General features: G+C 52.3%; 26 protein-coding genes, 1 tRNA gene and 1 pseudogene. 17 read left to right on the forward strand and 11 right to left on the reverse strand.

Annotated features, from left to right (window positions below; all coding sequences use genetic code 11):
- Positions 1-92 precede the first annotated feature (92 nt).
- From JX360_RS04310 to JX360_RS04340, 8 genes are all read right to left on the reverse strand, one after another.
- Complete coding sequence (locus tag JX360_RS04310; RefSeq protein ID WP_244349369.1) at positions 93-584, reverse strand: restriction endonuclease subunit S; 492 nt, start codon at positions 582-584, stop codon at positions 93-95.
- Positions 581-928: a HepT-like ribonuclease domain-containing protein gene (locus JX360_RS04315; RefSeq protein WP_244349370.1), complete on the reverse strand. Its 348-nt coding sequence runs from the start codon at positions 926-928 to the stop codon at positions 581-583. Before JX360_RS04315 ends, JX360_RS04310 begins: the two co-directional genes overlap by 4 nt.
- Positions 925-1,236: a nucleotidyltransferase family protein gene (locus tag JX360_RS04320; RefSeq protein WP_244349371.1), complete on the reverse strand. Its 312-nt coding sequence runs from the start codon at positions 1,234-1,236 to the stop codon at positions 925-927. The genes JX360_RS04315 and JX360_RS04320 overlap by 4 nt, the downstream gene beginning before the upstream one ends.
- Positions 1,233-1,664 carry a type II toxin-antitoxin system death-on-curing family toxin gene (locus JX360_RS04325; protein WP_244349372.1) on the reverse strand — a complete coding sequence of 144 codons (432 nt, stop codon included), beginning with the start codon at positions 1,662-1,664 and terminating at the stop codon, positions 1,233-1,235. The genes JX360_RS04320 and JX360_RS04325 overlap by 4 nt, the downstream gene beginning before the upstream one ends.
- Positions 1,651-1,836, reverse strand: coding sequence for a hypothetical protein (locus tag JX360_RS04330; protein ID WP_244349373.1), 186 nt, complete (start codon positions 1,834-1,836; stop codon positions 1,651-1,653). The genes JX360_RS04325 and JX360_RS04330 overlap by 14 nt, the downstream gene beginning before the upstream one ends.
- A gap of 61 nt (positions 1,837-1,897) precedes the next feature.
- Positions 1,898-2,032 (reverse strand): hypothetical protein, encoded by a 135-nt coding sequence (locus tag JX360_RS17485; protein ID WP_279611245.1) that lies wholly within the window; start codon positions 2,030-2,032, stop codon positions 1,898-1,900.
- Entirely contained in the window at positions 2,022-2,603 is a 582-nt protein-coding gene (locus tag JX360_RS04335) for a Uma2 family endonuclease (protein ID WP_244349374.1), read from the reverse strand. Before JX360_RS04335 ends, JX360_RS17485 begins: the two co-directional genes overlap by 11 nt.
- A gap of 34 nt (positions 2,604-2,637) precedes the next feature.
- Positions 2,638-4,215, reverse strand: a complete 1,578-nt coding sequence (locus JX360_RS04340) for a class I SAM-dependent DNA methyltransferase (RefSeq protein ID WP_244349375.1) — start codon at positions 4,213-4,215, stop codon at positions 2,638-2,640.
- 363 nt (positions 4,216-4,578) lie between these two features.
- Between JX360_RS04340 and JX360_RS04345 the strand changes: the two genes are divergently transcribed.
- The 3 genes from JX360_RS04345 to thyX all read left to right on the forward strand — a co-directional run bounded on the left by JX360_RS04345 (position 4,579) and on the right by thyX (position 7,789).
- Positions 4,579-5,904: a bifunctional sterol desaturase/short chain dehydrogenase gene (locus JX360_RS04345; protein ID WP_244349376.1), complete on the forward strand. Its 1,326-nt coding sequence runs from the start codon at positions 4,579-4,581 to the stop codon at positions 5,902-5,904.
- Positions 5,905-6,098: 194 nt separating this feature from the next.
- Complete coding sequence (locus JX360_RS04350; protein WP_244349377.1) at positions 6,099-6,863, forward strand: DUF4397 domain-containing protein; 765 nt, start codon at positions 6,099-6,101, stop codon at positions 6,861-6,863.
- Positions 6,864-7,024: 161 nt separating this feature from the next.
- A complete protein-coding gene (gene thyX, locus JX360_RS04355) occupies positions 7,025-7,789 on the forward strand; it encodes an FAD-dependent thymidylate synthase (RefSeq protein WP_244349378.1) in 765 nt (254 codons plus the stop codon).
- Between the two features lie 64 nt (positions 7,790-7,853).
- Here thyX and JX360_RS04360 read toward each other — a convergent pair.
- A pseudogene (locus JX360_RS04360) lies at positions 7,854-8,527 on the reverse strand (transposase).
- 3 nt (positions 8,528-8,530) lie between these two features.
- Between JX360_RS04360 and JX360_RS04365 the strand changes: the two are divergent.
- The 4 genes from JX360_RS04365 to JX360_RS04380 all read left to right on the forward strand — a co-directional run bounded on the left by JX360_RS04365 (position 8,531) and on the right by JX360_RS04380 (position 10,864).
- Positions 8,531-9,049, forward strand: coding sequence for an alkaline shock response membrane anchor protein AmaP (locus JX360_RS04365; protein ID WP_244349379.1), 519 nt, complete (start codon positions 8,531-8,533; stop codon positions 9,047-9,049).
- Between the two features lie 165 nt (positions 9,050-9,214).
- Positions 9,215-9,973, forward strand: coding sequence for a class I SAM-dependent methyltransferase (locus tag JX360_RS04370; protein WP_244349380.1), 759 nt, complete (start codon positions 9,215-9,217; stop codon positions 9,971-9,973).
- A gap of 115 nt (positions 9,974-10,088) precedes the next feature.
- The gene (locus tag JX360_RS04375; protein ID WP_244349381.1) at positions 10,089-10,700 is read left to right on the forward strand and encodes a hypothetical protein; all 612 of its coding nucleotides are present in this window, start codon (positions 10,089-10,091) and stop codon (positions 10,698-10,700) included.
- A gap of 91 nt (positions 10,701-10,791) precedes the next feature.
- A tRNA-Phe gene (locus JX360_RS04380) sits at positions 10,792-10,864 on the forward strand.
- A 440-nt stretch (positions 10,865-11,304) separates the two neighbouring features.
- Here the strand turns inward: JX360_RS04380 and JX360_RS04385 are convergent.
- A complete protein-coding gene (locus tag JX360_RS04385) occupies positions 11,305-11,580 on the reverse strand; it encodes a hypothetical protein (RefSeq protein WP_244349382.1) in 276 nt (91 codons plus the stop codon).
- Between the two features lie 251 nt (positions 11,581-11,831).
- Here JX360_RS04385 and JX360_RS04390 point away from each other — a divergent pair, with 251 nt between their 5' ends.
- The 7 genes from JX360_RS04390 (at position 11,832) to JX360_RS04415 (ending at position 18,284) form a co-directional block, all read left to right on the forward strand.
- Positions 11,832-12,380, forward strand: a complete 549-nt coding sequence (locus tag JX360_RS04390) for a TM2 domain-containing protein (RefSeq protein WP_244349383.1) — start codon at positions 11,832-11,834, stop codon at positions 12,378-12,380.
- Between the two features lie 11 nt (positions 12,381-12,391).
- Complete coding sequence (locus tag JX360_RS04395; protein WP_244349384.1) at positions 12,392-12,619, forward strand: hypothetical protein; 228 nt, start codon at positions 12,392-12,394, stop codon at positions 12,617-12,619.
- Between the two features lie 10 nt (positions 12,620-12,629).
- Complete coding sequence (locus JX360_RS17830) at positions 12,630-12,725, forward strand: DUF4351 domain-containing protein (protein ID WP_425244356.1); 96 nt, start codon at positions 12,630-12,632, stop codon at positions 12,723-12,725.
- On the forward strand, positions 12,689-12,838 hold the full coding sequence (locus JX360_RS04400) for a DUF4351 domain-containing protein (protein WP_244349473.1): 150 nt from the start codon (positions 12,689-12,691) through the stop codon (positions 12,836-12,838). Before JX360_RS17830 ends, JX360_RS04400 begins: the two co-directional genes overlap by 37 nt.
- 187 nt (positions 12,839-13,025) lie before the next feature.
- Positions 13,026-14,024, forward strand: a complete 999-nt coding sequence (locus tag JX360_RS04405) for a ribose-phosphate pyrophosphokinase (RefSeq protein WP_244349385.1) — start codon at positions 13,026-13,028, stop codon at positions 14,022-14,024.
- Between the two features lie 127 nt (positions 14,025-14,151).
- Positions 14,152-17,238: a PAS domain S-box protein gene (locus JX360_RS04410; RefSeq protein ID WP_244349386.1), complete on the forward strand. Its 3,087-nt coding sequence runs from the start codon at positions 14,152-14,154 to the stop codon at positions 17,236-17,238.
- The gene (locus JX360_RS04415) at positions 17,235-18,284 is read left to right on the forward strand and encodes a response regulator (protein ID WP_244349387.1); all 1,050 of its coding nucleotides are present in this window, start codon (positions 17,235-17,237) and stop codon (positions 18,282-18,284) included. Before JX360_RS04410 ends, JX360_RS04415 begins: the two co-directional genes overlap by 4 nt.
- 66 nt (positions 18,285-18,350) lie before the next feature.
- On the opposite strand, the gene JX360_RS04420 is transcribed toward JX360_RS04415, so the two are convergent.
- Positions 18,351-19,523: a septal ring lytic transglycosylase RlpA family protein gene (locus tag JX360_RS04420; RefSeq protein WP_244349388.1), complete on the reverse strand. Its 1,173-nt coding sequence runs from the start codon at positions 19,521-19,523 to the stop codon at positions 18,351-18,353.
- A 147-nt stretch (positions 19,524-19,670) separates the two neighbouring features.
- On the opposite strand from JX360_RS04420, the gene purM reads away from it, so the two are divergent.
- The 3 genes from purM to JX360_RS04435 all read left to right on the forward strand — a co-directional run bounded on the left by purM (position 19,671) and on the right by JX360_RS04435 (position 22,743).
- On the forward strand, positions 19,671-20,726 hold the full coding sequence (gene purM, locus JX360_RS04425) for a phosphoribosylformylglycinamidine cyclo-ligase (protein ID WP_244349389.1): 1,056 nt from the start codon (positions 19,671-19,673) through the stop codon (positions 20,724-20,726).
- 200 nt (positions 20,727-20,926) lie between these two features.
- Positions 20,927-21,961, forward strand: coding sequence for an ABC transporter ATP-binding protein (locus JX360_RS04430; protein WP_244349390.1), 1,035 nt, complete (start codon positions 20,927-20,929; stop codon positions 21,959-21,961).
- Positions 21,958-22,743 carry an ABC transporter permease gene (locus JX360_RS04435; RefSeq protein WP_244349391.1) on the forward strand — a complete coding sequence of 262 codons (786 nt, stop codon included), beginning with the start codon at positions 21,958-21,960 and terminating at the stop codon, positions 22,741-22,743. The genes JX360_RS04430 and JX360_RS04435 overlap by 4 nt, the downstream gene beginning before the upstream one ends.
- The last annotated feature ends 17 nt before the right edge of the window (positions 22,744-22,760 follow it).

Genomic DNA, 22,760 nt, shown 5'->3' on the forward strand with positions numbered 1-22,760 from the left:
TTCTAACTCTACAAACTCTTGGATTTTGACTCCAGCAAGACCCAATAACTTATCAAGAGGAACCAATGTTCGTCATGGAACTCAGTATCTCATTATACTATCGACACCAAAATGTCAGGAGAGCCAATTTGGTTGATATCTCGAATAGGTAGCTGGGGCTGTGCACTACCTGAACGTAGGGCTAACACTTGTTCTTGAAAATCTAATGATCTGACAAATAGATATAAGTATCTAGGATCAAGGTTGTTAACTTTTGGGCGTAAGATTACCATCCCTGAATTTATCCTGATATTTTCAAATGGCACTGAACTATCAAAAAATGCGACATTGCCTACAGTTCCTCTGGTTGTTAGAACTATGTCGCCTCTATTTAGTTTTCCTTTTCGCAAGATAGAGTCTTTGTCTTGAGAGATAAACGTACAATCAGAAAAGTTAAATCCTGTTTTTGTTACATTTCCAGCATTCAGAAATAGACAATAGCCACTAGCTAAAAAATCAGACTGCTTAGGGTAATTGATTCCTCGATCTCCATCAATTATTTCTAAAGGAGCATTTTCAAAACTCAATTCTTTCCACTCACTCATTGATTGCCCCTCTCCAATTGAGTTAAAAGATTTTGGATTTGGGTTTTCAAGATAGGAATATCATTTTGTACAACTTTCCAGACTATATCCAAGTCAATCATGAAATACTGATGCACTAACATGTTTCTCATACCAATAATTTCTGACCATTGTACACTGCGATCCATTGCTTTAACCTCTTGTGGTAGTGCTCTAACGGCTTCCCCGATAATTTCTAAATGCCTAACAAACCAAACAGGCAATAGGTCATTATTTTCTAAATCCTCATAGCTAATGTTTTGATAGCGTTCGATAGCCTCGATCGCGGCAATGATGTCTCGTAATCTTTCTAAGGGGTCTCTCATAAAGCGATCGTCTCCTTCAGCACCCGTTCTTTAATTCGCGGCTTGAGTCCCCGCTCAGTAACAATATCAACCCTAAAACCCAGCAAAGCTTCCAAATCCAGCAACAAACCCGCAGGAAACCAAGGCGATATTTTATCGAGATCGTAATCAATCAACAAATCAATATCGCTCTCCTCGTCAGCTTCTCCCCTGGCAACAGAGCCAAAAACTCTAATATTCTTTGCTCCGTGTTTTTGAGCAATAGCGAGAATGTCCTCACGTTTTTGTCGTAGTAAATTCAGGTTTGGTGCTTTTTTTAGGTCACTCATAGTTCGCATAGCGTCGGCTTTGCCGAATCGCCTCCTCCACTGCCTTTAACCGCCGCTTGCAGTACCGCAATCAAATCGGGTTTACTCACCTGTTGGTTAACAACAGCCATTACCAAATCATAGGCTTCGTCGTTTGACAGGGTTAACTCATACCCATTCACACGCAAGAACGTATCCATCACTGCAAAAGCCGTGCGCTTGTTGCCATCAATAAACGGGTGATTCATAGCTAAGTGGTACAAATAAGCTGCGGCTTGCTCACAGATTGTCGGATGCAGTAAAACACCGTCAAACATTGCTTGAGGTTGCGCTAATGCTGAATTTAGCAATCCTTCATCCCGCAGCCCTAGAGACCCGCCAAAGCTTTGAATTTGATCGGCATGTATCAGCAACACATCCTCCTTGATCAAAAAATTAGGATTCGGCAAGGCGATTATAAACCTCCCTTCGCTCTTGTTTAGATTGCAGATATGCCTGCCAGATCGGACTAACCGCTTGCCGCTCTTGTAATAACTGCTCCGCATAGCGGATTAATTCTAGATTCTCTTCCGGGGTTAGGGTTTTCATTTGTTCAAAAATAGTCTGCAATTGTGAACTCATCGTTCCATACCTCCTTTCCTTTGCATAAAACTCAAGGGTCGTTCTGGGCTTTGTTGTTAGGTCATTCATCGTTCGCATAACGTCGGCTTTGCCGAATCGCCACCTCCGCCAACTTCTCCTGAATCAGTGCTGTTAACCATTCCGATTTTGCAGATTGCGCCACACTAGGCAAAAACTCGTCAACCCTAAACCGCATCAGGGGATGGCTCGAAAACAATTTCATCATAAAACTGCTCGATCGGCAAACTTAACCCAATACTTTTAAGCTCCACAATATCGCCCGGTCGATAGCTGAGAATCAGCCAATCTCCCGCCTCGTTTTTGTGATAAATATCAATCGCCATTTCCTCTGAACTCACTAACACATAATCCATTAAATTCGGATTGCGGCGATATTGTTCAAACTTCTTGCCGCGATCGTAAGCCTCAGTATTAGGGGATAAAACCTCCACAATCAAGCAAGGATAGGTGATATAGAGAGAATGCTCGCGATCGTCACAAGTCACACTCAAATCAGGGTAGGTATAATTTGGAGTGTGGAGGATGTTAATCTTTAAGTCTGAGTTGAAAACGCTACACTTGCTGCCTCTTAAATGCGAGCGAATTAACAATAAGCAATTTGTGGCGATCGCACTATGATTTTTTGTTCCGCCACTCATGGCATAAACCCGGCCATCAATTAGCTCGTGTTTCTCTAACTGCTGTTCTTCCCAAGTAAAATACTCTTCAGGCGTAAAGCGCTGCTCCTGATCTCTGGCTACAATCATTACAATCTCCTAATTTAAGAGCAGTAACATTAACTTACACCTCATAACCCAACCCCCGCAAATTCTCCCGAATCGCTGCCTCTAACTTAGCCGATTCCTTAAACTGTTCCCCCAACTTCGCCGACAACTCCGCCATCCGCTCCGCAAAGGGCACATCGTCTTCCTCAGCCGCCGCTGCCCCTACATACCGCCCCGGAGTCAGTACATAGTTATGCCCGCGGATTTCCTCTAAACTGGCGGACTTACAGAACCCTGGCACATCCTCATAGGGGCGGGTTTCAAACCCTTCCCTGCATTCTCGCCAGCGGTGGTAGGTATCGGCAATCTGCGCTATATCCTTATCGCTAAGCTCGCGGCGGGTGCGATCCACCATGTAGCCTAACTTGCGGGCATCAATAAATAAGATTTCGCCCCGGCGGTCTCTCAACTTTTTGTGCCGGGCGATGCCATTCGATTTGTCTTTCGCTAAAAACCACAGACAAGCGGGAATCTGCGTCGAATAAAACAACTGCCCCGGCAAGGCAATCATGCAGTCGATCGCATCCCCCTCAATCATGGCTTTGCGGATCTCCCCCTCGCCGCTCTGCTGGGACGACATCGACCCATTCGCCAACACCACCCCGGCAGTGCCCGTTGGGGATAGATGATGCCAGATGTGCTGCAACCAGGCATAGTTGGCATTGCTTGTAGGCGGAATGCCAAACTTCCAACGCACATCTTCCCGCAGCCGGTCGCCGCCCCAGTCGGAAATATTAAAGGGTGGATTTGCCAAGATGAAGTCAGCCCGCAAGTCTGGCAGTTCGTCCTTGTGAAACGACCCCTCCGAATTCCAGCGAATATCCGCATCAATCCCTCGCACCGCCAGATTCATCTTGCACAAGCGCCAGGTAGTGTAGTTGCTCTCTTGCCCATAGATGGCGATATCGCCTATCCGCCCTTGGTGATCTTTTACAAACTTTTCCGACTGCACGAACATTCCGCCCGAACCACAACAGGGGTCATAGACCCGCCCCTTGTAGGGTTGCAGCATTTCTACCAGCAACCGCACCACCGATCGCGGCGTGTAAAACTCGCCCCCCCGCCTGCCCTCGGATCCGGCAAACTGGCCCAGAAAATACTCATACACCCGCCCCAACACATCCCTAGCGGCATCCTGCGCCTGACCTAGGGCAATGTTAGAAATCAGGTCGATTAACTCCCCCAGCATCACCGCATTCAAGGCTGGACGGGCGTATTCCTTCGGTAAAACTCCCTTGAGGGAAGCATTCTCCTGTTCGATCGCCAGCATCGCCTCATCAATCTGCTTGCCGATGGTCGGTTGCTTGGCGTTGGCTTGCAGGTGCGACCACCGCGCCGCCTGCGGCACCCAGAACACATTCTCCGCCGCATACTCATCCGGGTCTTCCACCCCTTCCGGGTATTCCGCCGCCAACTCCCGCCGCCGGGCCTCAAAGCGATCGGAAATATGCTTTAAGAAAATCAGCCCCAAGACAACGTGTTTGTAATCGGACGGCTCCATGTTGCCGCGTAATTTGTCCGCTGCCTTGAAGAGTTCGGCTTCGTAACCAAGATGAGCACCGTTATTCGGCTGAGGTGCGGGAGGCTGCGGCATAGGGGTATAGATCGATGACCACTATTCCATGGAAAGTCAATCAATCGCCTTCACTAATTTGCGATCGTAGCAGCAAGATATCTAGAGTCTGTGCTGCTGTCTGCTTCGGAGCTATACCTGGAACATTAAGCAAAGCTTAATATACTGGCTCTGGGATCCTTTGTTCCCTATTCCCTTCACCCTGGTACGTTATGACCGATTCCGTGGCCCTCCAGGGTCTGCACCTGAGGAAAATCTCTCGGAGATAGATGAAATAATGGTGCGAGTGGCGCTTACATCTTGGGAAAGTCCTGAAAGTCTTATTTGGGATACCCTTTGGATTGCAAGCAGCATTGAGCAGTCGCAGACGCAGTACAGAGCACTATGGACATCGCCGGCATCAATCAGATCAATCAGTGGGTGGGGGCTGGAGTAATCGCATTGGGATCCATTCTTTGGGCAGAGATCGTGCGGGATCTGCGTCATTGGCTGGCTCATGTTTGGCCCTGGCTGATGCCCAAACACACTTTGCACCATCGCCTGTTTCGCCGCGATCTGAGTGTGGTCGATGAACAACTGTACCGGGAATCTCAGTGGCACCACGATGTGCCGGAAGCTGTGACAATGATGGTGGCCGGAATCCCTTGGGTGATTTTGTTGGGGTGGGGATCCTGGCTGAATGGCGTAGCAGCAACGGCGGGTATTGTCTACTCCGCCAGCTTTTGGATTTCAGGAATGTTACGGGGTTGGGGGTTGGCTTTGGAAACCGACATCACCCACCAACCGGGGCCTTTTCCTGTGCCCCCCAGCCAATGGCATGTGAACCGCACCTACCACTGGCGACATCACTTCGACGATACCAACGCTTATTTTTGCGGCACACTGACGTTTGTGGATCGGATTATGGGTACCAGTCTTTCTCTCAAGGGCAAGCGAGTGGCAGTTACAGGAGCCTCTGGCACCCTTGGGCGCGCCCTGTTGAAGCACCTTCATCGGCAAGGGGCCAAAGTGATCGCCCTCAGCTCTCAGGCGGATCCCATTCAAATTGAGGTGAACGGGCAACCGCAAGCGGTGGAAACCCTCCAGTGGCAAGTGGGGCAGGAGGGATCCCTGGCGGAGCTGTTGGAACGGGTCGATATTCTGGTGCTTAACCACGGTGTGAACGTCCATGGAGCTCGGGATGCAGCGGCGATACAACAATCCTATGCAGTCAATACCTTCTCCAGTTGGCGGTTGATGGAGCTGTTTTTCCAAACGGTACGCAGCAACCCGGAGGTGGCCACCAAAGAAGTTTGGGTGAATACCTCAGAAGCCGAAGTCAGCCCCGCCTTCAGTCCCCTCTACGAGCTGTCCAAACGGGCCCTGGGAGACTTGGTGACCCTGCGCCGTCTGGATGCCCCTTGTGTGGTGCGCAAGCTGATCCTGGGGCCTTTCAAGAGTAACCTCAACCCAATTGGAGTGATGTCTGGAGATTGGGTTGCCGCCCAGATCCTGGCCCAAGCCAAGCGGGACTGCCGCAACATTATTGTCACCATCAACCCCTTCACCTACCTGTTTTTACCCCTGAAAGAGCTGGCCGTAGGCACCTACTTCCGACTGTTTAGTCATTCGCTCCCTCATCCAGAAGCCCCTGCTTCCAACTCCGATAGCAGTGGCGTGCCGCAAGGCGATAGCACTAGCGTGCCGCAAGGCGATGGGATCTTGGGTTGAAAGGGGATCCCTGCTTGGTGAATCCTGGCCAGCCCTGTGGCATTTAGCGCAGAAGTAGAGTAAGACAAGAGCAGGTTCCATTGCGCGAGCTGGAGCTTTCCTGGGTGTGAGAATGTCCCCCTGGGGTTTAGTCCCTGTCCCTCTAGGATGCCGTAGGCACAGTGGGTTCTTTGTGTGAGGAGTAGGAGTGAGATATGAAAGTTGTGCGCGAATGGGTGGGCGCAGTTCTCTGGGTTGTAGGCGGTGCTTTCCTGCCAGGGCTTTTGTCCGGTTGTGCCATCCCTATGCCTTCTGCATCTGCTGAAGTTTCTGAAATTCAGGTGCGTTTGGTTCATGTGGCCCCCAATACCCCTCGGATTGATCTGGAAGTGGGGGGGGTCAGGGCAGCTCAGTACGTGGCCTATGGCTCTGTGAGTGAGTATGTGCGGATGCCGGCAGGTGAGTACGATATTGTCTTGTCTTCGACGCCTGAGAAAATTGACCTGAACCAACCTTTGCGTGCCACTGTTGCTGCCAGAACCGTAGCGAACTTGCGGGGTGGAGGAGTGTTTTCGGTGGTCGCAACCGACGAGCCCAATCGCATGACGGCTTTGGTTCTGGCAGACAATATCAATCCCCTCTTCGATCAAGCACTGGTGCGGTTTGTTCATGCGGCTCCCGATGCGCCAGCTCTGCAATGGCGGGGAGAACAAGATCGAGTGCTTTTGCCTCGCCTGGCCTTCGGGGAAGTCTCTACCTTCCAAGCGATGCGACCTGGGTTTACACAAATTCAGGTGGCTCCAGCCCCCTCGACCACACCTGGTGTGCAGTCCATGGCTAGTAGCTCTGCCTTAGAACGGTTTGATCTGCAGTTGGAAGCCGGCAAGGTATACACCCTCTACGTGGCGGGTCTGTTGCGCAGCAAGCCGGGGTTGGATTTCGTACTGGCGGAGGAAACCCGCGCTCGCAAACTCCTATAGATAGACTTCTGTTTTTCCTCTACAACCATTCCTCTTATAGTGGGTTCTGGGATCCCCTGGGTACCCATGACCCTCTTCTGTATTGCCTGAGGCAATGCGGTGACTCGCACCCACAGGCTGGAATCGGTAGCGGGGCAAGTGACCTCGAGGTGAGGAAGCAGATGGACGCGTTGTTTCAAGTGGTGGTACTCAACCAAACTCCGGATCCAGAACGGGTGATTTACCTAGCGATGCACCAGGATTACAGCCCTGGGTTTGTGACGGCTGAGGATCGGATCCCGGATCAGTATGGAGAGGCAGTTGTTAAACATTTGCTAGAGGGGAATCGCGGTCATTATGGCCCGCTTGAGCATCCCCAGATCACGTTTGGGGTCGGTCATTTCCCTCATACGGTGATGCAACAGGCCCGTACCCATCGGGTCGGAATCAGCTTCGATGTGCAATCTTTTCGATATACCGGCCAGCAAATCTCTACCTTGGGTAAGTTCCTCCACGCTGGCAGTCAGGCACAGCCGCCAAATGAAGTCATCGCCAAAATAGAGGGCTTATTTTATTTGCCAGAAACCGTCAAACAGGGGAAAGCCAAAACTCGTCAAGGCTTTAAGCCCGTTTCACCCGAAGCAATGGAAATTATTCTGGAGCAGTATCGAAATCAGGCCATTGCCTACTATCGCTTGGTGGAAGAGTGCGGATTGCCCTACGAAGATGCCCGCAACATCATTGGATACGGGATCCGCCAGCACTTTGTGGTCTCTTTTAATTGCCGCAGCCTGATGCATTTCCTGGATCTGCGAGCCAAAGACGATGCCCAACGGGAGATCCGCTACCTCTGTGAGCTGATGTGGCCCCATTTTGAGGCGTGGTGCCCCCATGTGGCGGCTTGGTACTACAAAAATCGCTGGGGTAAGGCCAAACTGTCTCCTTAAAACTCAAATCGGCTTTGTTGCATAAATGGAAAGGAGCCAGGTTTGTCTTGAGGCAACCTTGGTCTTAAGCTTCAACCTTATAGCTATCGGGCTTGACGATCTGAATCATGCGGTTGAGCGCAGCGCATTTGATAAACAACTCCACCGCTTGATTTTCAAATTTACGGGCATCGAGATTGCCTCCAAAGATCGTTTTGAGTCGAAACATAGTGGTTTCAGCAATCGAGCGACGATGATAACCAGACTCTCGTTTCCAGTGTTTGCGTCCATGCTTACGAATCGAGCGCAGGTTCTGGTCGCGTGGATGCGCCTTGCCTTTGCGATTGCCATTTGGCGGGTCTTCCACTCTCCTTCGCCATACACTTTCACCCCCGTTGAATCCACCACCACGTGGCGAGCACCCTCCTTCGGCATCACTGGCAGTTCAACCGAGAGTTGCCCCAATCGTCGCGATAAGGTGCTGTGGTCTGGCACAGGTAAATCAACCCCCATCAACTCAAAAATTGATTCCACGAAGCCTTGGCATTGCCGTCCCGCTAGCCGATACACGGCTTTCAGCGTCGCCATCGTCAGGATTGCCAAATCGCTGTAAAAGATGGAGGCTCCAGGCTTGCCGCTTAAGTCCTCAACAGTCCATGCTTCTAGCACGGACTCCTCAACCCAGAAGGTGAGGCTTCCCCTCTGCTTCAATCCAGCGTTATACTCAGGCCAGTTGCGGATGCAGTATTGAGGTTTCATGGCATGGTTTTGGTGGAAACTTACCATGTCTCTACTCTTCCACAACACCTCTTCATGCAACAACGCCACTCAAATCTAAAAACAGGAGGGGGAAGCATGAGTTGGGATAGTCTCTTAATGCAGAAAACCAAGCGAGTGCTAGTCACCCTCGCAATCATCATCTGTCTCGGTCAAATTGCTGGATACTTGGTTGACATATTGGGCAACTATTTATTTGGAAATGATTTTTCAGGATATAGTTGGAGATCTGATGAAGAAAGCTGGCTCCGCCCAACAGTGTACTGGGGATTCGGAGGTCTTTCCCTCACCTTTGCCATTCAACTACACCGAAGATTTACAATCTTTGCAAACGGTCTAGGAATTGCTGGTGTCTATTTGATGCTTTACGGGAACCGTGGAGGCTGGTATGAACGTGGATTTGTTGTGCAGAAGTTAATTTTATCCATCCTGACACTTGTTGTCTTGGCTTTGCTGTCAAACCGACTTGCTTCTTCTCATCAAAACTCTTCCGCTGAAGACTAACGTATTTCGTTGCTAAGTAGGTGTGCTTAAGTAAACGTAGTCCTGAATTACTGAAGGCCTTACTGTGCCATGGTCAGTACGCTGATGATTTAGGACCACCCACTTACATCGCATTTCTCACCTTTTGCTAAGTTGGCTCTAATGGATCCCAAAGCTTATGAGCAAATGGCCAAGCTGGAAGACGAACACTGGTGGTTCGTGGGCCGTCGCCGTATTTTCAGTCGAGTGATCGAGACCCTTGCTTTACCTTCTCCCGCACATATTTTGGAAGCCGGATGCGGTAGTGGCGGCAACTTGAAGATGTTGTCCCAATTTGGCAAAGTTTGGGGCATGGAAAAAAGTGAGTTTGCACGTCCTCTCGCGCAAGCACGTCAGATTGGCATCGTTGCAGAAGGGGAATTGCCGGATCGGATCCCGTTTGAGGGTCAACAGTTTGATTTGATCGCTCTGCTGGATGTACTGGAACATTTAGAGCAAGATAGAGAGTCTCTAAAAGCCCTGAAATCGAGGTTGACTTCAACGGGCTATTTGCTTGTAACCGTTCCTGCTTACCCATGGTTATGGAGTTCTCATGATGAACTCAACCATCACAAACGCCGTTACACTCGTCCCCAGCTTTTGGCGACACTTGAGCATTCTGACTTAGAAGTTCACACGCTTTGTTATTTCAACAGCGTCCTTTTTCCCCTGATCGCAGGGATCCGCTTGTTCCGGAAAATAGTTCGTCTTCCGGAAAGCCAAGACCTGAAAATGCCATCTCCTTGGTTAAATCAACTGTTAACAAGTATTTTCTCGGCGGAAGCCTATCTGATACCGAGATTTGCATTACCCTTTGGCTTATCTTTGTTGGCAGTAGCTAGCCCTGTAAGAATGGCCTTCTCACAACATTTAATATCGGAAGCTTCCTCAATCCCTCATAACTGAATTTGGGAAAGCCTAACCCAGCCAAATCTCAACGTTGAGATCTGTGATTTCGATGAGCCAAATGTTCCAGAAGTATTGTAGGCTGTGCTAACAGTAAGCTAGCCGGTGCAAAGACATGGGATCCTCGGTTGTCAAGGTTCATTTGCCCAGTCGAATCAGATCTATCTGGAATAGCCCAGGCTCCACGGTCTTTAAGGCAGCAGCGTTGGCGACCCTAACTGCGTGTGGTGCTGCTGTTGGCTTGGCTCCGATTCTTTTCCCAGCTCCACTGGTGGGCTTACGGTTTTTTAATGATGCGAATCAGCCCATTATTCAACCAGAAGCACCTGGATTGTTGAGGTTTTCTAACATCGGGAATCCTGTGCGTTTGACGGTGCCGGAAACTCAACCTTCCCAGCGGGTGGTATTTACCCTCCTCAACGAAGATGAACTGCTCAACCAAGGGCCTATTACAGAGCAAACCACCGAGCGTAGCGTTCCCATCACCTTTCAAGTGGATCCTGCTTCCACCGCAGTCCCCGGTAGAGATTATGTTCCTTTTAGCACCGAACTCACGGTTCCTGCGGGGCAAAGTCGGGCCACTCTGGTGATTGAGCTGATCAACAATCTGAACCCTGTGGGAGATCGGACGCTGATTTTGAACTTGCTTGAGCTGCCTGTTGGGGATCCCTACTCGGGTGCTCCCTGTTGTACAACGGCTATTCTCACCATTCGGGATGCAAACTAGTGATCAATCTAAAGCGGGGTTGTGACCAGTTGCAGAAGGTCTTCCTGGGATCGTAAGATGGAAAGTCCAAACACATAAGCGGGAGTTCTTAGCCGGGATAGCTCAGTTGGTAGAGCAGAGGACTGAAAATCCTCGTGTCACCAGTTCAAGTCTGGTTCCTGGCATCGAATACAACCTTGATTCCGATCTCAGCGGTGGGTATCCTTCCGGGATCTGGGTCAGTGGGCCTTGGGGTTGGTGGGTGCAGCAGTGGCCATCATCACCCTGAGCGATGGACTGTCGTCCTAGGTGCCTCACCCCTCCGCTGGTTATGCCTTTTTCTCTGGTCACCCCCAGCGAAGAATAGGTAACAGAGATGGGCAGCAGGGCGGCCACCTCGGGGTCATCGTGGCGCACCCCCAGCACCTCCCCGCCGTTGGCCAGAACGCGGGCGGTAATCTCGTCGAGCACCTCATAGCTCTGACCGCTGCTTCCCTCGGCTAGGGTCAGGGATCCCGTGTCAACACCTGACCGGGCAAGGATCGCAGAATACGGAATAAACGGAATAGACTGCCTCCACCACGTTTCCGGCAGAGCTGGGTAGAGATCAGTATGCGGGAGCACCTTAGCCCAACACCCAGAGCATGAAGGCGACTCCTAGGGTGACAGCACCAAACAGAGCATAGCTTACCTGGCGTAGGGGCTTCAGTTGCATCGCATGTAAGGTTTTCAGCCAGCCTAACCCCAAAGATTCCACGAAGCGATCCAGTACTGTTTGCATCGGGTAGGCGTAAACCGATTCGCTTTCTTTGAAGTTCACCAGCAGAATCAGCAGCGTGGCATAGCCCCAAAGGCTGCCCCAGAGCACAGCACTCAATCCGATTAAGATTGGCTCGAGCATTGATCTCCCCATGCCTTCCCATGCCCCAGTCACTGCTGACCCGCCCGGAAATGAATGAGATCTCATTTTCCAATCCTTTTCCCGGTTGGAGCTACTTTACTCTTGATCCCTTGTCTTGATCAGATTCAGATCTCTTGTTCAGGGTGCAGGGATCCCAGTCCAGTGCCGGTTGCTGAACAGGGGATCAGGCTCTCCAGCTCCCCTTTGCCCCAGGAAATGGCAGACTAAAGGTATGTCCGGTCAACGCCACTATGAGTTCCCGTTACTTGGTTCCGATTACCCCCAAATCCACCGGTGCAGCCTATGCCCTTTGGTGTTTGGGTTTCTTTGGAGCTTGTGGCATCCACCGTCTCTACGCGGGCAAGACCGGTACGGGCGTTCTCTGGTTGCTCACCTTTGGGCTATTGGGCATTGGCCAGCTGATCGACCTGTTTTTGATCCCAGGGATGGTGGAAGACTACAACTTCAGGCAAGCGGTTCTCCTCGGTCAGGGATCCCAGCTTCCCCAGACCAGACTGGAACCCCCAACCCAGACAACACCCCCCTCCCTTCCTCCGGAACTCCTGAAGGGGCAAGCTTTGATGCGAGAGATCTTGCGGCTGGCCCAACAGCGTCAAGGCATCCTCACGCTCTCGGAAATTGCCATCGACTTGCCTGCTGATTTTGATGAGATTGAGCGAGCACTGCAGGAACTGAGTCGCCGTGGCATGGCTTTCCCGGAGAACAATCGGATTACCGGGGCGGTGGAATATCAGTTTGTTCACTTGCTTCCCCGTTCGCCAGATCAACCCTTCAACTGAAGGAACCAAGGTTGTGGCCGTTGGCCATCTTGAGGCGAGCCGCAAACCCAGAGGCAATCTTGAGGCAGGTGGCGGGTGAGATTCAGAAGTTATCTGGTGGGCAGGAGCGGACAAACCTGGCAACCTACACCTACCTGCTAGGTGGATTACGCTTTAACAAGGAGGTATTGCGGCAACTGTTGCGGGAGGACGTGATGCGGGAATCGGTGACTGACCAAGCCTTGGTAGAAGTAAAGTAAGCAACTGGGGCTGGCCGAGGGACTCAGTCAAGGGATCCAACAGGGGGAATCTGAACTCGTAATCCACCAATTGCAGCGAAAGCTAGGAGAAATCCCCTTAGCTTAGAGTTGCAGATCCAGATTCGCTCCTTGTCGGTGGAGCAGTTGGAAGTGCTGGCGGAAGCGCTCTTGGATTTTGGATCCCTGGGGGATCTCATTGATTGGCTGGAGGACATCTGATTCGATGCGGTTTGGATGTAGCTTGAATGTAGAAGAGGGAGCTAAGGATTAATCCTTTTCCCCTGGTTTTTCTAACTCCGTGTCAATAAGTCCTGAAGAATACGGTTGCTGAGGGTAGAAGTGCCGGTGCTACGATAACGACAGCTTGCCGTCAGGCGTTGGCTACGGACGAGTTCAACTCCAATCTGTGGTTCGCTCTGCCCCCCTTCTCCCTCCCTCCCCCCTGGCTCCGATCTCGGATAGCAACCGCCTCAAGATCTTCTCGGGTAGTGCCAACCCAGCTCTAGCTCAGGAGGTGGCGCGCTACTTGGGTATGGATCTTGGCCCGATGGTGCAAAAACGCTTTGCCGATGGCGAGCTCTATATCCAGATTCAAGAGTCGATTCGGGGTGCAGATGTTTACTTGGTGCAGCCCACCTGCCGTCCTGTCAACGATCACCTGATGGAATTGTTGGTGATCATCGATGCCTGCCGCCGCGCTTCTGCCCGACAAATCACCGCAGTCCTGCCCTACTATGGCTATGCTCGTGCCGATCGGAAAACGGCAGGGCGTGAAGCGATCACCGCCAAACTGGTGGCCAACATGATCACCCAAGCAGGGGCGCATCGGGTGCTGGCTATGGATCTGCACTCAGCCCAAATCCAAGGGTACTTCGACATCCCTCTGGATCACGTTTATGCTCAACCGGTGTTGCAAGCTTATTTGAAAGAGAAGGGGATTCTGAACGAAGAGATCGTAGTGGTTTCACCGGATGTGGGAGGGGTAGCCCGTGCCCGTGCCTTTGCCAAGAAACTTAAGGAAGCCCCCCTAGCGATCATCGATAAGCGGCGGCAGGCCCACAACGATGTAGAAGTCATGAATTTAATCGGAGATGTGCGGGACAAAATAGCCATCCTTGTGGACGATATGATCGACACAGCAGGCACCATTTCGGAAGGGGCAAAACTCTTGCGCAAGCTGGGAGCCAAGGCTGTCTATGCCTGCGCCATCCATCCTGTTTTCTCCGAGCCTGCCATTCAGCGCCTTCGGGGCGGGTTGTTTGAAGAAGTGATCGTCACCAACACCATCCCTGTCCCTGCAGAACAGCGTTTTCCAGAATTGACCATCTTGTCGGTAGCCAACGTGCTAGGGGAAGCAATTTGGCGTATCCACGAAGACAGCTCTGTCAGCAGCATGTTTCACTAAATTTTCATTAGAATTGAGTGAGTACAGAACTGATATGCCCGTAAAGGATCCCCGTAGCTGTGGAGCCCTACCAGTCGGTTTGGATGTGATGGGTTGGATTGAGCTAACCCCCTAGTCAGGTTTTCTCATGTCACCTCCTATTTCTCGCTTGCCAGGATCCCGTGTCAATGGCTTGGTTTCTCAACAGACCACTCCTGTTGAAGAGTGGACTGCTGATACCAGCTCTGAGGCTGAATCGACCTCACCGCTGTACCCATTGTTACAGCTGTTGGGGCGCCTGCTAAAGGTTCCTTGGGTCTATCTGGCACTTGACCCGCTAAGCTGTGAACCCCACTCCCTCTCAGCTTCAGAGGGGATCCTTTATCGAGATCCGCAGCTCCTGCCCACTTGGGAGCGGCTTGGCTCCGATCCCTATCCAGCTTCAGAACAATGGGCCTTTCATCAAGCATTTCCCTTGCAAGATGACCAGGGATCCCGCCTAGCGGATCTGCACTTATTCGACTACCGCCCCCGCCAACTGAGTCCTTCTGAACAGGAGCAGGTGTCTCTGATTACCCTCAGCTTGAGGGGAATACTCATCCAAATCCAAGAGCACCGGCAAATCCAAGCCCATCTCCAGACACAAGTACAAGACAGCCAAAACAGTGCCACCCGCTACCGACAGATCTTCGAAAACGCCATCGAAGGTATTTTTCAAACCACCCCAGACGGCAAACATTTGGTTGCCAACCCAGCCTTGGCTCACCTTTTTGGGTACGACTCACCAGAAGATCTGATGCACAATGTCTCAGACATTGGTAGCCAGATCTATGCCGATCCGGATCGTCGTGAAGAGTTTGTCCAGCGAATGCTGACAGAAGGCCAAGTGGTGGATTTTGAACATCAGGTGTGTCGCAAAGATGGAAAACTCATCTGGGTTTCTCTCAATGCTCGCACCATTTATAACGAACAAGGGGAGCCTCTTTATTTTGAAGGATTTGTTACCGACATCACAGCAGCTCATCAGTTGAAAGAACGGCAGCGGCAATCGGAAGAAGCCTTGCGGGAGAGCGAGTTTCGCTTTTTACAACTGGCAGCAAATACCCAACAATTATTTTGGATCACGACGGTTTACAGCAAAGAGCTCATCTACGTCAGCCCTGCTTGTGAAAGGATTTGGGGTCGTTCTGTTGAAGAGTGCTACGCCAATCCCCAAGCCTGGATCCGTCAAATTCACCCTGACGATCGCTGGTTGTTTCCATCTATACTGAAGGCTCAATCGGAAGGTCAGCAAACAGATGTTACCTTTCGTGTTATTCGTACTGACGGTAAAATAATTTGGCTGCGGGAACGCAGCTTTCCCATTCGAGATAAAAACGGAAAAGTCTACCGAGTAGCAGGCATTGCCGAAGACATTACAGAATCCAAGCAACTGGAAGCAGAGCGTCATCAGATCGAGCAAGCTTGGCAACAAAGTGCCAAACATTTTCGGCAAATCTTTCAATTGGCTCCCAATGGCATTGCTCTTGTAGATTTGCAGGGGCGGTTTATTCAGGTCAATGATGCTTTTGCCGAGATTGTTGGATATAACCCCGAAGAACTCAAAGGACGACAGCAGCTCGATATCCTTTACCCTGAAGATGTTATTCAGCTCTTAGAAGCCAATGAAGCTCTCCTGACTGGGAAAGTCACGGTTAGCCAGCGGCAAATTCGCTGTACCCATCGTTCAGGTCAGATTATTCATCTGCTCTTTCGGGTTACTCTCCTAACCGATGAAGCAAGCAACCCCACTGAATTTCTAGTGCAAGTCATCGACATCAGTGCCCGTGTTGAAGCAGAACGTGCCCTGAAGGAGAGCGAAGAACGGTTTCGACAAACCTTTGAGTTGGCGCCCATCGCCAAAGCCATGACCAATCTCAAGGGGGAATACCTACAGATCAACTCTGCTTTCACCCAAACCCTAGGTTACACCCTGGCTGATCTTCAGGGTAAAACCATCCTTGACATCACCCATCCTGATGATGTGGCGGCCACAGTTGAGAATGTCAACCGGCTCTTGACTGGAGCAGCCCATCAGTGTGAACAGGAAAAACGCTATTTTCACAAGAATGGTCAGGTTATCCATGCGATTCTCCGCATCACTCTTGTGCGGACAGACCAAGGGGATCCCAGTTACTTTCTCAGCCAAATCCTCGACATTACCGAACGAAAACAGGCGGAAGCAGCCCTCCGTCAAAGCGAGCTGAGTTTACGGGGCATCTTCGAGCAGAGTGCCCTCGGCATTTCTATTGCTGATCAACGAGGCCACTACGTGAAGGTCAATCCTGCCTTGGAAGAGATGCTGGGCTACAGCGCTGCCGAATTGGCCAGTATGAGCTTTTGTGACTTCACCCATCCTGAAGATGTCTCCCAGAATTGGCAGCTGTTTCAGGAAATTTGGAATGGTCAACGGGATCATTATCGTCTGGAAAAACGCTACATTCACCGCAACGGGCAAATCTTCTGGTGTCGACTGGCGGTGTCTGCTGTGCGGGACGCCGATGGCAAGAACCTTTTCACCATTGGCATCTCTGAAGATATCACCGAAGAAAAGCGAGCCGAACTGCAAATTCAGGCGGCCCTCCAAGAAAAAGAGATTTTGCTACGGGAGATTCATCACCGCGTCAAAAACAACCTTCAGATCATCTCCAGCCTATTGCGCCTACAGGCTGACCAGATCAAAAGCCGGAAGTATGCCCGTGTGTTTAGGGATGCCGGCAGTCGTATTCAAGCCATGTCCCTTATCCATGAGGGATTGTACCAATCCAACAATCTGGCTGCTGTCGATTTGACCCAGTACCTACACAACTTAATCTCCAATCTCTTTCACTCCTACGGGGTGAACCCGGAGAGCATTCGCGCCAGCATTCGGGCTGAAGGGATCCGCCTCAGCATTGATGAGGCCGTTCTGTGTGGCCTGATCATCAACGAGCTGGTGACCAACAGTCTCAAATACGCCTTTCCGAAAGGCCGTAGCGGCGAAATCCACGTCCACTTCAGCCAGACTCGCAAATTCACACAACTGCGGGTCTCTGACGATGGCATTGGTCTGCCGCCGGACTTTGATTTCAAGGAAACTCAATCTTTGGGTTTACAACTGGTTGCAACCCTTACCGAACAGCTGGAGGGCAAGATAGAATCAAAAAACAAAACTGGTACAACCTTCATCATTACCTTCCCGAGGATCGAATCTTGAAGAAAGTTCCCCCACTGGTTAAAGGCAGTATCCTGGTCGTCGAAGACGAGAAAATTATTGCCAAGGATATCGCCACCGTCCTGAAAAAATTTGGTTACACTGTGCCTGCCATTGCCTCCTCTGGAGAGGAAGCGATGCGTCGGTTAGAAGAGTCCCCCGTAGACTTAGTGCTGATGGATATCGTCTTGAAAGGCGATATCGACGGTGTAGAAGCGGCTAAGCGTATTACCGAGCGGTTCAACATTCCGGTGGTGCATCTGACTGCCTATGCCGACGATGACACGCTGGCCCGCGTCAAGGAAACCCAGCCCTTCGGCTACATCATCAAACCCTTCAAGGAGCGGGAGCTGTACACCACCATCGAGATTGCCCTGCACAACCACCAGCAGAGCATCGAGAATCGCAAATTAGAAGAGAAAAAGATTGAGGAGCTGCGGCAAAACCTACACAAGCTTCAGCAGTTCACCGATGTGAAGGGCACCCTGTTCAAAAAGTTCCTGCAGGATCTGAGCGAGCCCTTATCCAATCTCAGCTTTGCCGTTAGTCTCCTTAAAGATGCTGAGGCGGATCCTAAGCGGGAGCATTATCTGCAGGTGCTTGAGGAGGAATTTCGCCGTGAGTTGGAGCTGATCCACCAGACCTCCAACCTAGAAGATCTCCTCAACCTGGAAAATGTTGGCTTACTCAGCCAATTCAGCCTGTTGCGGCCCCAGGAACCCAGTCGAGGTCGGCTGATGGAAGGGGAAAAAATACCTGCGTCTGCACCAACTCCATCGGTTGGAGTTGCTACTATGCCCGCGCAGGCGGCTGCCCCGGCCTTTACCCCTGCTGCTCCAATGGCCATGGATGAGGCAATCACGGTACCCCGGGTGACGTTACGCCCCCTTAACCAAACTCAGCTGGCGGAACGCTTGGGGGTGGTGGTCTCCGCCATCACCTACTGGAAGTTCAAAACCGGATTTCCGGAATGGAGCCGTAGCCGGGATCCGGATGGCATCTCTTGGCGGTATTCTTCCGATTCCAAGCGCTTTTCGCCTGTGCCCTAACATTATTGATGGTATTGATGGGCTGAAGGGATCCCTTCAGCCCATTCCATTGGCTAGCAATTCAACTCAACGCTGCACCACTTCCACCCGCACGGGAGCAATCCCAGAACGTACCATCCCCAGCACTTCCGCCGCTCGAATTGACACATCAATAATGCGACCGGGAATGAAAGGGCCGCGGTCATTGATGCGCACGATGGCTTGGCGACCATTCTCCACATTGGTGACCCGTACCTCGGTGCCAAAGGGCAAGGTGGGGTGGGCAGCTGTCATTTCATGGCGGGTTTTGTGTAGGTCATACCAGGAGGCAATGCCTTCTTCCACAGGCCCAACCACGCGGGTGGGAGCTGGAACAGGTTCCTGCTGAGCTCCCGTTTTGGGCTGGCGGGCTGTAGCAGTGAGGGTGGGGGACTGGGGCAAAGCTGGGGCCTGAATGGGAGGGGCATCCAGCAACAGACGACGCAAACGGTTGACTGCCAGCACAGCAGTATCGACGGGGCGCTGGCTATCCACCAACAGCACCCCCTCATCGATACGAAGCAGTTCTTCTTCGTTGACATGGATGGCATAGAGTGGAACACCCGACTCTTGTTCTGTGGGTTTCGGGTCTGCCCAGTCGAGGGTAATGGTGGTGTCTTTCAGGGATCCCTGCGCTATTTGGTTCAGCTGGGCCACCAAAGAAGTGGCTCGTTCCAGAGGGTTATCCAACTCAGGTTGCTCGACAAAGCTGACCACGGGCAGATCCCGCACGTAAACCGTGACCACCTGCTGGCCGTCCATCTGATAGTCGTACAGGGTGGAGATGGGCTGGCTGGTTTGCTGCTGCTGTTCGCCGATCTTGAGGGCGGGTTCTTCCCCGGAGGTAGGGGCCGCTTGACGAACTTGATCCAAAAGGTCATCCAGGTTTAGGCTGCCCGGTTTGGCGGGGATGGGTAGGGTAGCAGCGGATAAAGTGCCCTGCTGCTCGGCCAAAATTCCAGAAATGGATTGGGGTGCAGGAACTTGGACAGCCGCTGGCGATAGGGTAGAGGGCCCGTCTAATACAGTTGCTTCTGATACATCTGCCAAATTGGTTGCTCTGCCATTGGGGGATCCTGTTCGAGTTGAGGCTTGTGCCCGTGGAGCCAAACTACCGACAATCCCGATAGGTAAGCCCAAAGCCGTGACACAGAGGCAACTGACCAAACCCAATTTCTGGGCGGGATCCAGTCCCTGTCCAAGCCATTTCCAATTCCGCATGAGGCCGCGCTCCTCTCTAACTTTACCTACAACATTCAGTGCGATAGTTGAAGCAGAAGTTAATGTACCATAGGTTTTTAAGTTGGCAAGTTTAGGCGATAGGGCCCGAAAAGCCCAAGTCTCGTCAGCATAAGGACTCTCGGCATCTTGGATTACCGTTCCGCAGGGGTTGACATAGATCTGGGCCGCGCCCTTGTCAAGGGGATCCAGGAGCGGGTCGCACGTACTAAAGTCCCGTCTTCCGGTTCTTCAGGAACCCTAGGGGGAATCGGTGGGTTCGCGGGTCTGTTTGAGTTGCCAACGGGGTATCAAGCGCCTGTATTGGTGGCGGGAACCGATGGGGTGGGCACCAAGTTGCAGATTGCGCAGCAGTGGGGCCAGCACCGTGGGGTCGGCATTGATTTGGTGGCCATGTGCGTCAATGATGTGCTGACGGTGGGGGCAAAGCCGCTGTTTTTCCTGGATTACATCGCCACCGGCAAGCTGGAGCCAGACGCCCTCTTGCAGGTGATCGACGGGATCCTAGAGGGCTGCCAACAGGCGGGTTGTGAATTGCTCGGCGGCGAAACGGCGGAGATGCCGGGGTTCTATCCGCCGGGGGAATATGACCTGGCGGGGTTTTGCGTCGGCATTGTCGAGAAATCCGCCATCTTGGATGGATCCCAGGTGTGCATTGGGGATCGGCTGTTGGCTCTGCCCAGTAGTGGTGTTCACAGCAACGGCTACAGCCTGGTGCGCCGGATTGTGGCGGAGGGGGGCTGGACTTGGGATCATCAACCGCAGGGATGGGAGCGGCCCTTGGGGGAAGTGTTTCTCACCCCGACCCGCATCTACGTTGAGGCAGTACACCAGCTACAGCAGGCAGGCATTGAAATCCACGGCATGGCCCACATCACCGGTGGCGGCATCCCCGAAAACCTGCCCCGTTGTTTGGCCCCCACGCAAGCAGCACGCCTTACCCCCCACAGTTGGCGGATCCCACGGGAGTTTTCTTGGCTCCAGGAGCAGGGGCAGGTGGAGACTGACGAGATGTTCCGGACTTTCAATCTTGGGGTAGGGTACGTGTTGGTTGTGCCACCCGATGTGCAGGAACGGGTGCAAAGCCTCCTGCCGGAAGCCCAGGCAATTGGGGAGGTGGTGGCGGCAGAGGCTGGGGAACATCCTGTGCGAGTCTTGGGCCTAGAGAATTGGGGATCCCTTTGAAAGGTTCACCAGGGGGATCCCCACCAAAAGGGGGAACGGGATTCCGTCCCCGCGAAACCATGCTTCCTCCAGCTATGCTAAGTTTGCATTTGGCCTAAGCAAAGTTGCCTAGGGCCTTGCAGTGGGATCCGGGCAACCCGCGACAGCCTTCATCAACCAGGGCCGTTTGCGAACCACTCATGACCCTGTAGGAGCCGCTGATGACTGTTCTAGGAAGCGCAAGCGCGATCGAAGTTGAACACTTGAGCAAAACCTACGGCACTTTTACTGCCATCCGGGATATCTCTTTTCAGGTGAATGCCGGAGAGATCATGGGATTTTTGGGGCCCAACGGAGCTGGGAAAACCACCTCCATGCGCATCCTGACAGGATTCTTGCCTGCCAGTGAGGGGACGGCACGGGTGGCTGGATTCGATATCAACCAAGACTCCATGGCGGTGCGCCAACGGATTGGTTATCTGCCGGAAAATCCGCCCCTCTACACCGAAATGACCGTGGAGGGCTACCTGCATTTTGTGGCCCAACTCAAACGGGTTAGCCCCGGTGACCGAGCAACACAGGTGAATCGGGCTATACAGCGCTGCAGCCTAGAAGAAAAACGCCACACCCTGATCCGCAAGCTCTCTAAAGGGTTTAAGCAGCGGGTAGGGATTGCCCAGGCTTTGGTCCATGATCCACCCGTGATCATTTTGGATGAACCGACAGTGGGCCTGGATCCGAAGCAGATCATTGAGGTGCGCAACCTGATCAAAAGCTTGGCCGGGGAACACACGATCATTCTTTCCACCCACATCCTGCCAGAGGTGAGCATGACCTGTGACCGGGTGGTGATCATCAATCGCGGCCAAGTGGCGGCCATCGGTACCCCCAGTGAGCTGACGGCCCAATTTCAGGGGCAACACCAGGCTCATCTGCACATCGGTGCTGCCAGCGAAACTGCCATCCGCACAGCTCTAGAACGGATCCCACAGGTGCAAATTTTGAGCCTAGAACCTCGTACTGCGGTAGAGTCTCAGCGATGGCAACTGCAACTGAGCAGCAGTACCCCCGTTGATACATGGATCCCTGAGGTGGCCAAAGCCCTGATCCAGTCGGATATGGCTCTCTACGAAATTGGTCGTTCACAAGCCTCTCTGGAGGAGATTTTCCTGCAACTGACGACCCAAGAGAGATCTGGCCAAGAGGGATCCGACTCAGCGCCAGACTCTGAGATCCCTGAGGAGGCAGCAGCATGAACGGAGTGATCACGATTTTCCGCAAAGAGTTGCGGGGATATTTCACCTCCCCCATTGCCTATGTAGTCGCGGCGGTATTTTGGGGCTTGGCCGGGTTCTTCTTCACCAATATCCTGGTGCGGGTGATCGCTATTGCGCAGCAGGCGGATTTATTTGCCCAGTTTGGCCAAGACAGCAGCTTTGATGCAGCCACCATTCTCTCGCAGCAATTTTTGAACCTGCTGGGCACGATTTTTCTCTTTTTGCTGCCGATCCTAACGATGGGATCCTACGCCGAAGAACGGCGACGCGGCACGATAGAGCTGCTGGCCACTTCCCCGATCACCAACTTGGCGGTGGCAGTGGGCAAGTGGCTGGCGGTGTGGGTCTTTTTCATAACGCTGCTGATCCCGCCCTTGGTGTACCAGGTGCTGACTCTGAGCACTTCCAATCCGGCGGTGGATTATCGGCTGACCCTGGTGGGTTATGTTGGATTGGCGCTGATGGCGGGCAGTGTCATGGCTTTGGGCTTGTTTGTCTCCTCCCTCACCGACAGTACCCTAATCGCGGCGGTGGCCACTTTTGGTTTGGTGCTGTTGCTTTGGGTAGTGGATGCGGCAGCCGGTCAGGAGAACAACTGGATTGCGGCCACCCTGCGGCATCTTTCCCTGCTGCAGCAATATGGCAACTGGGTGCAAGGGATTGTCAGCAGCAGCAGCCTGATTTTGTTCTTGAGCATCACGGTGCTGGGGTTGTTTGCCACGGTGCAGGCGGTGGAAAGTCTGCGTTGGCAGCAGAGCTAAAGTCTTGATCTTTAAAG

Origin of the sequence: Thermostichus vulcanus str. 'Rupite' (assembly GCF_022848905.1) — a bacterium.
GTDB lineage: Bacteria > Cyanobacteriota > Cyanobacteriia > Thermostichales > Thermostichaceae > Thermostichus > Thermostichus vulcanus_A.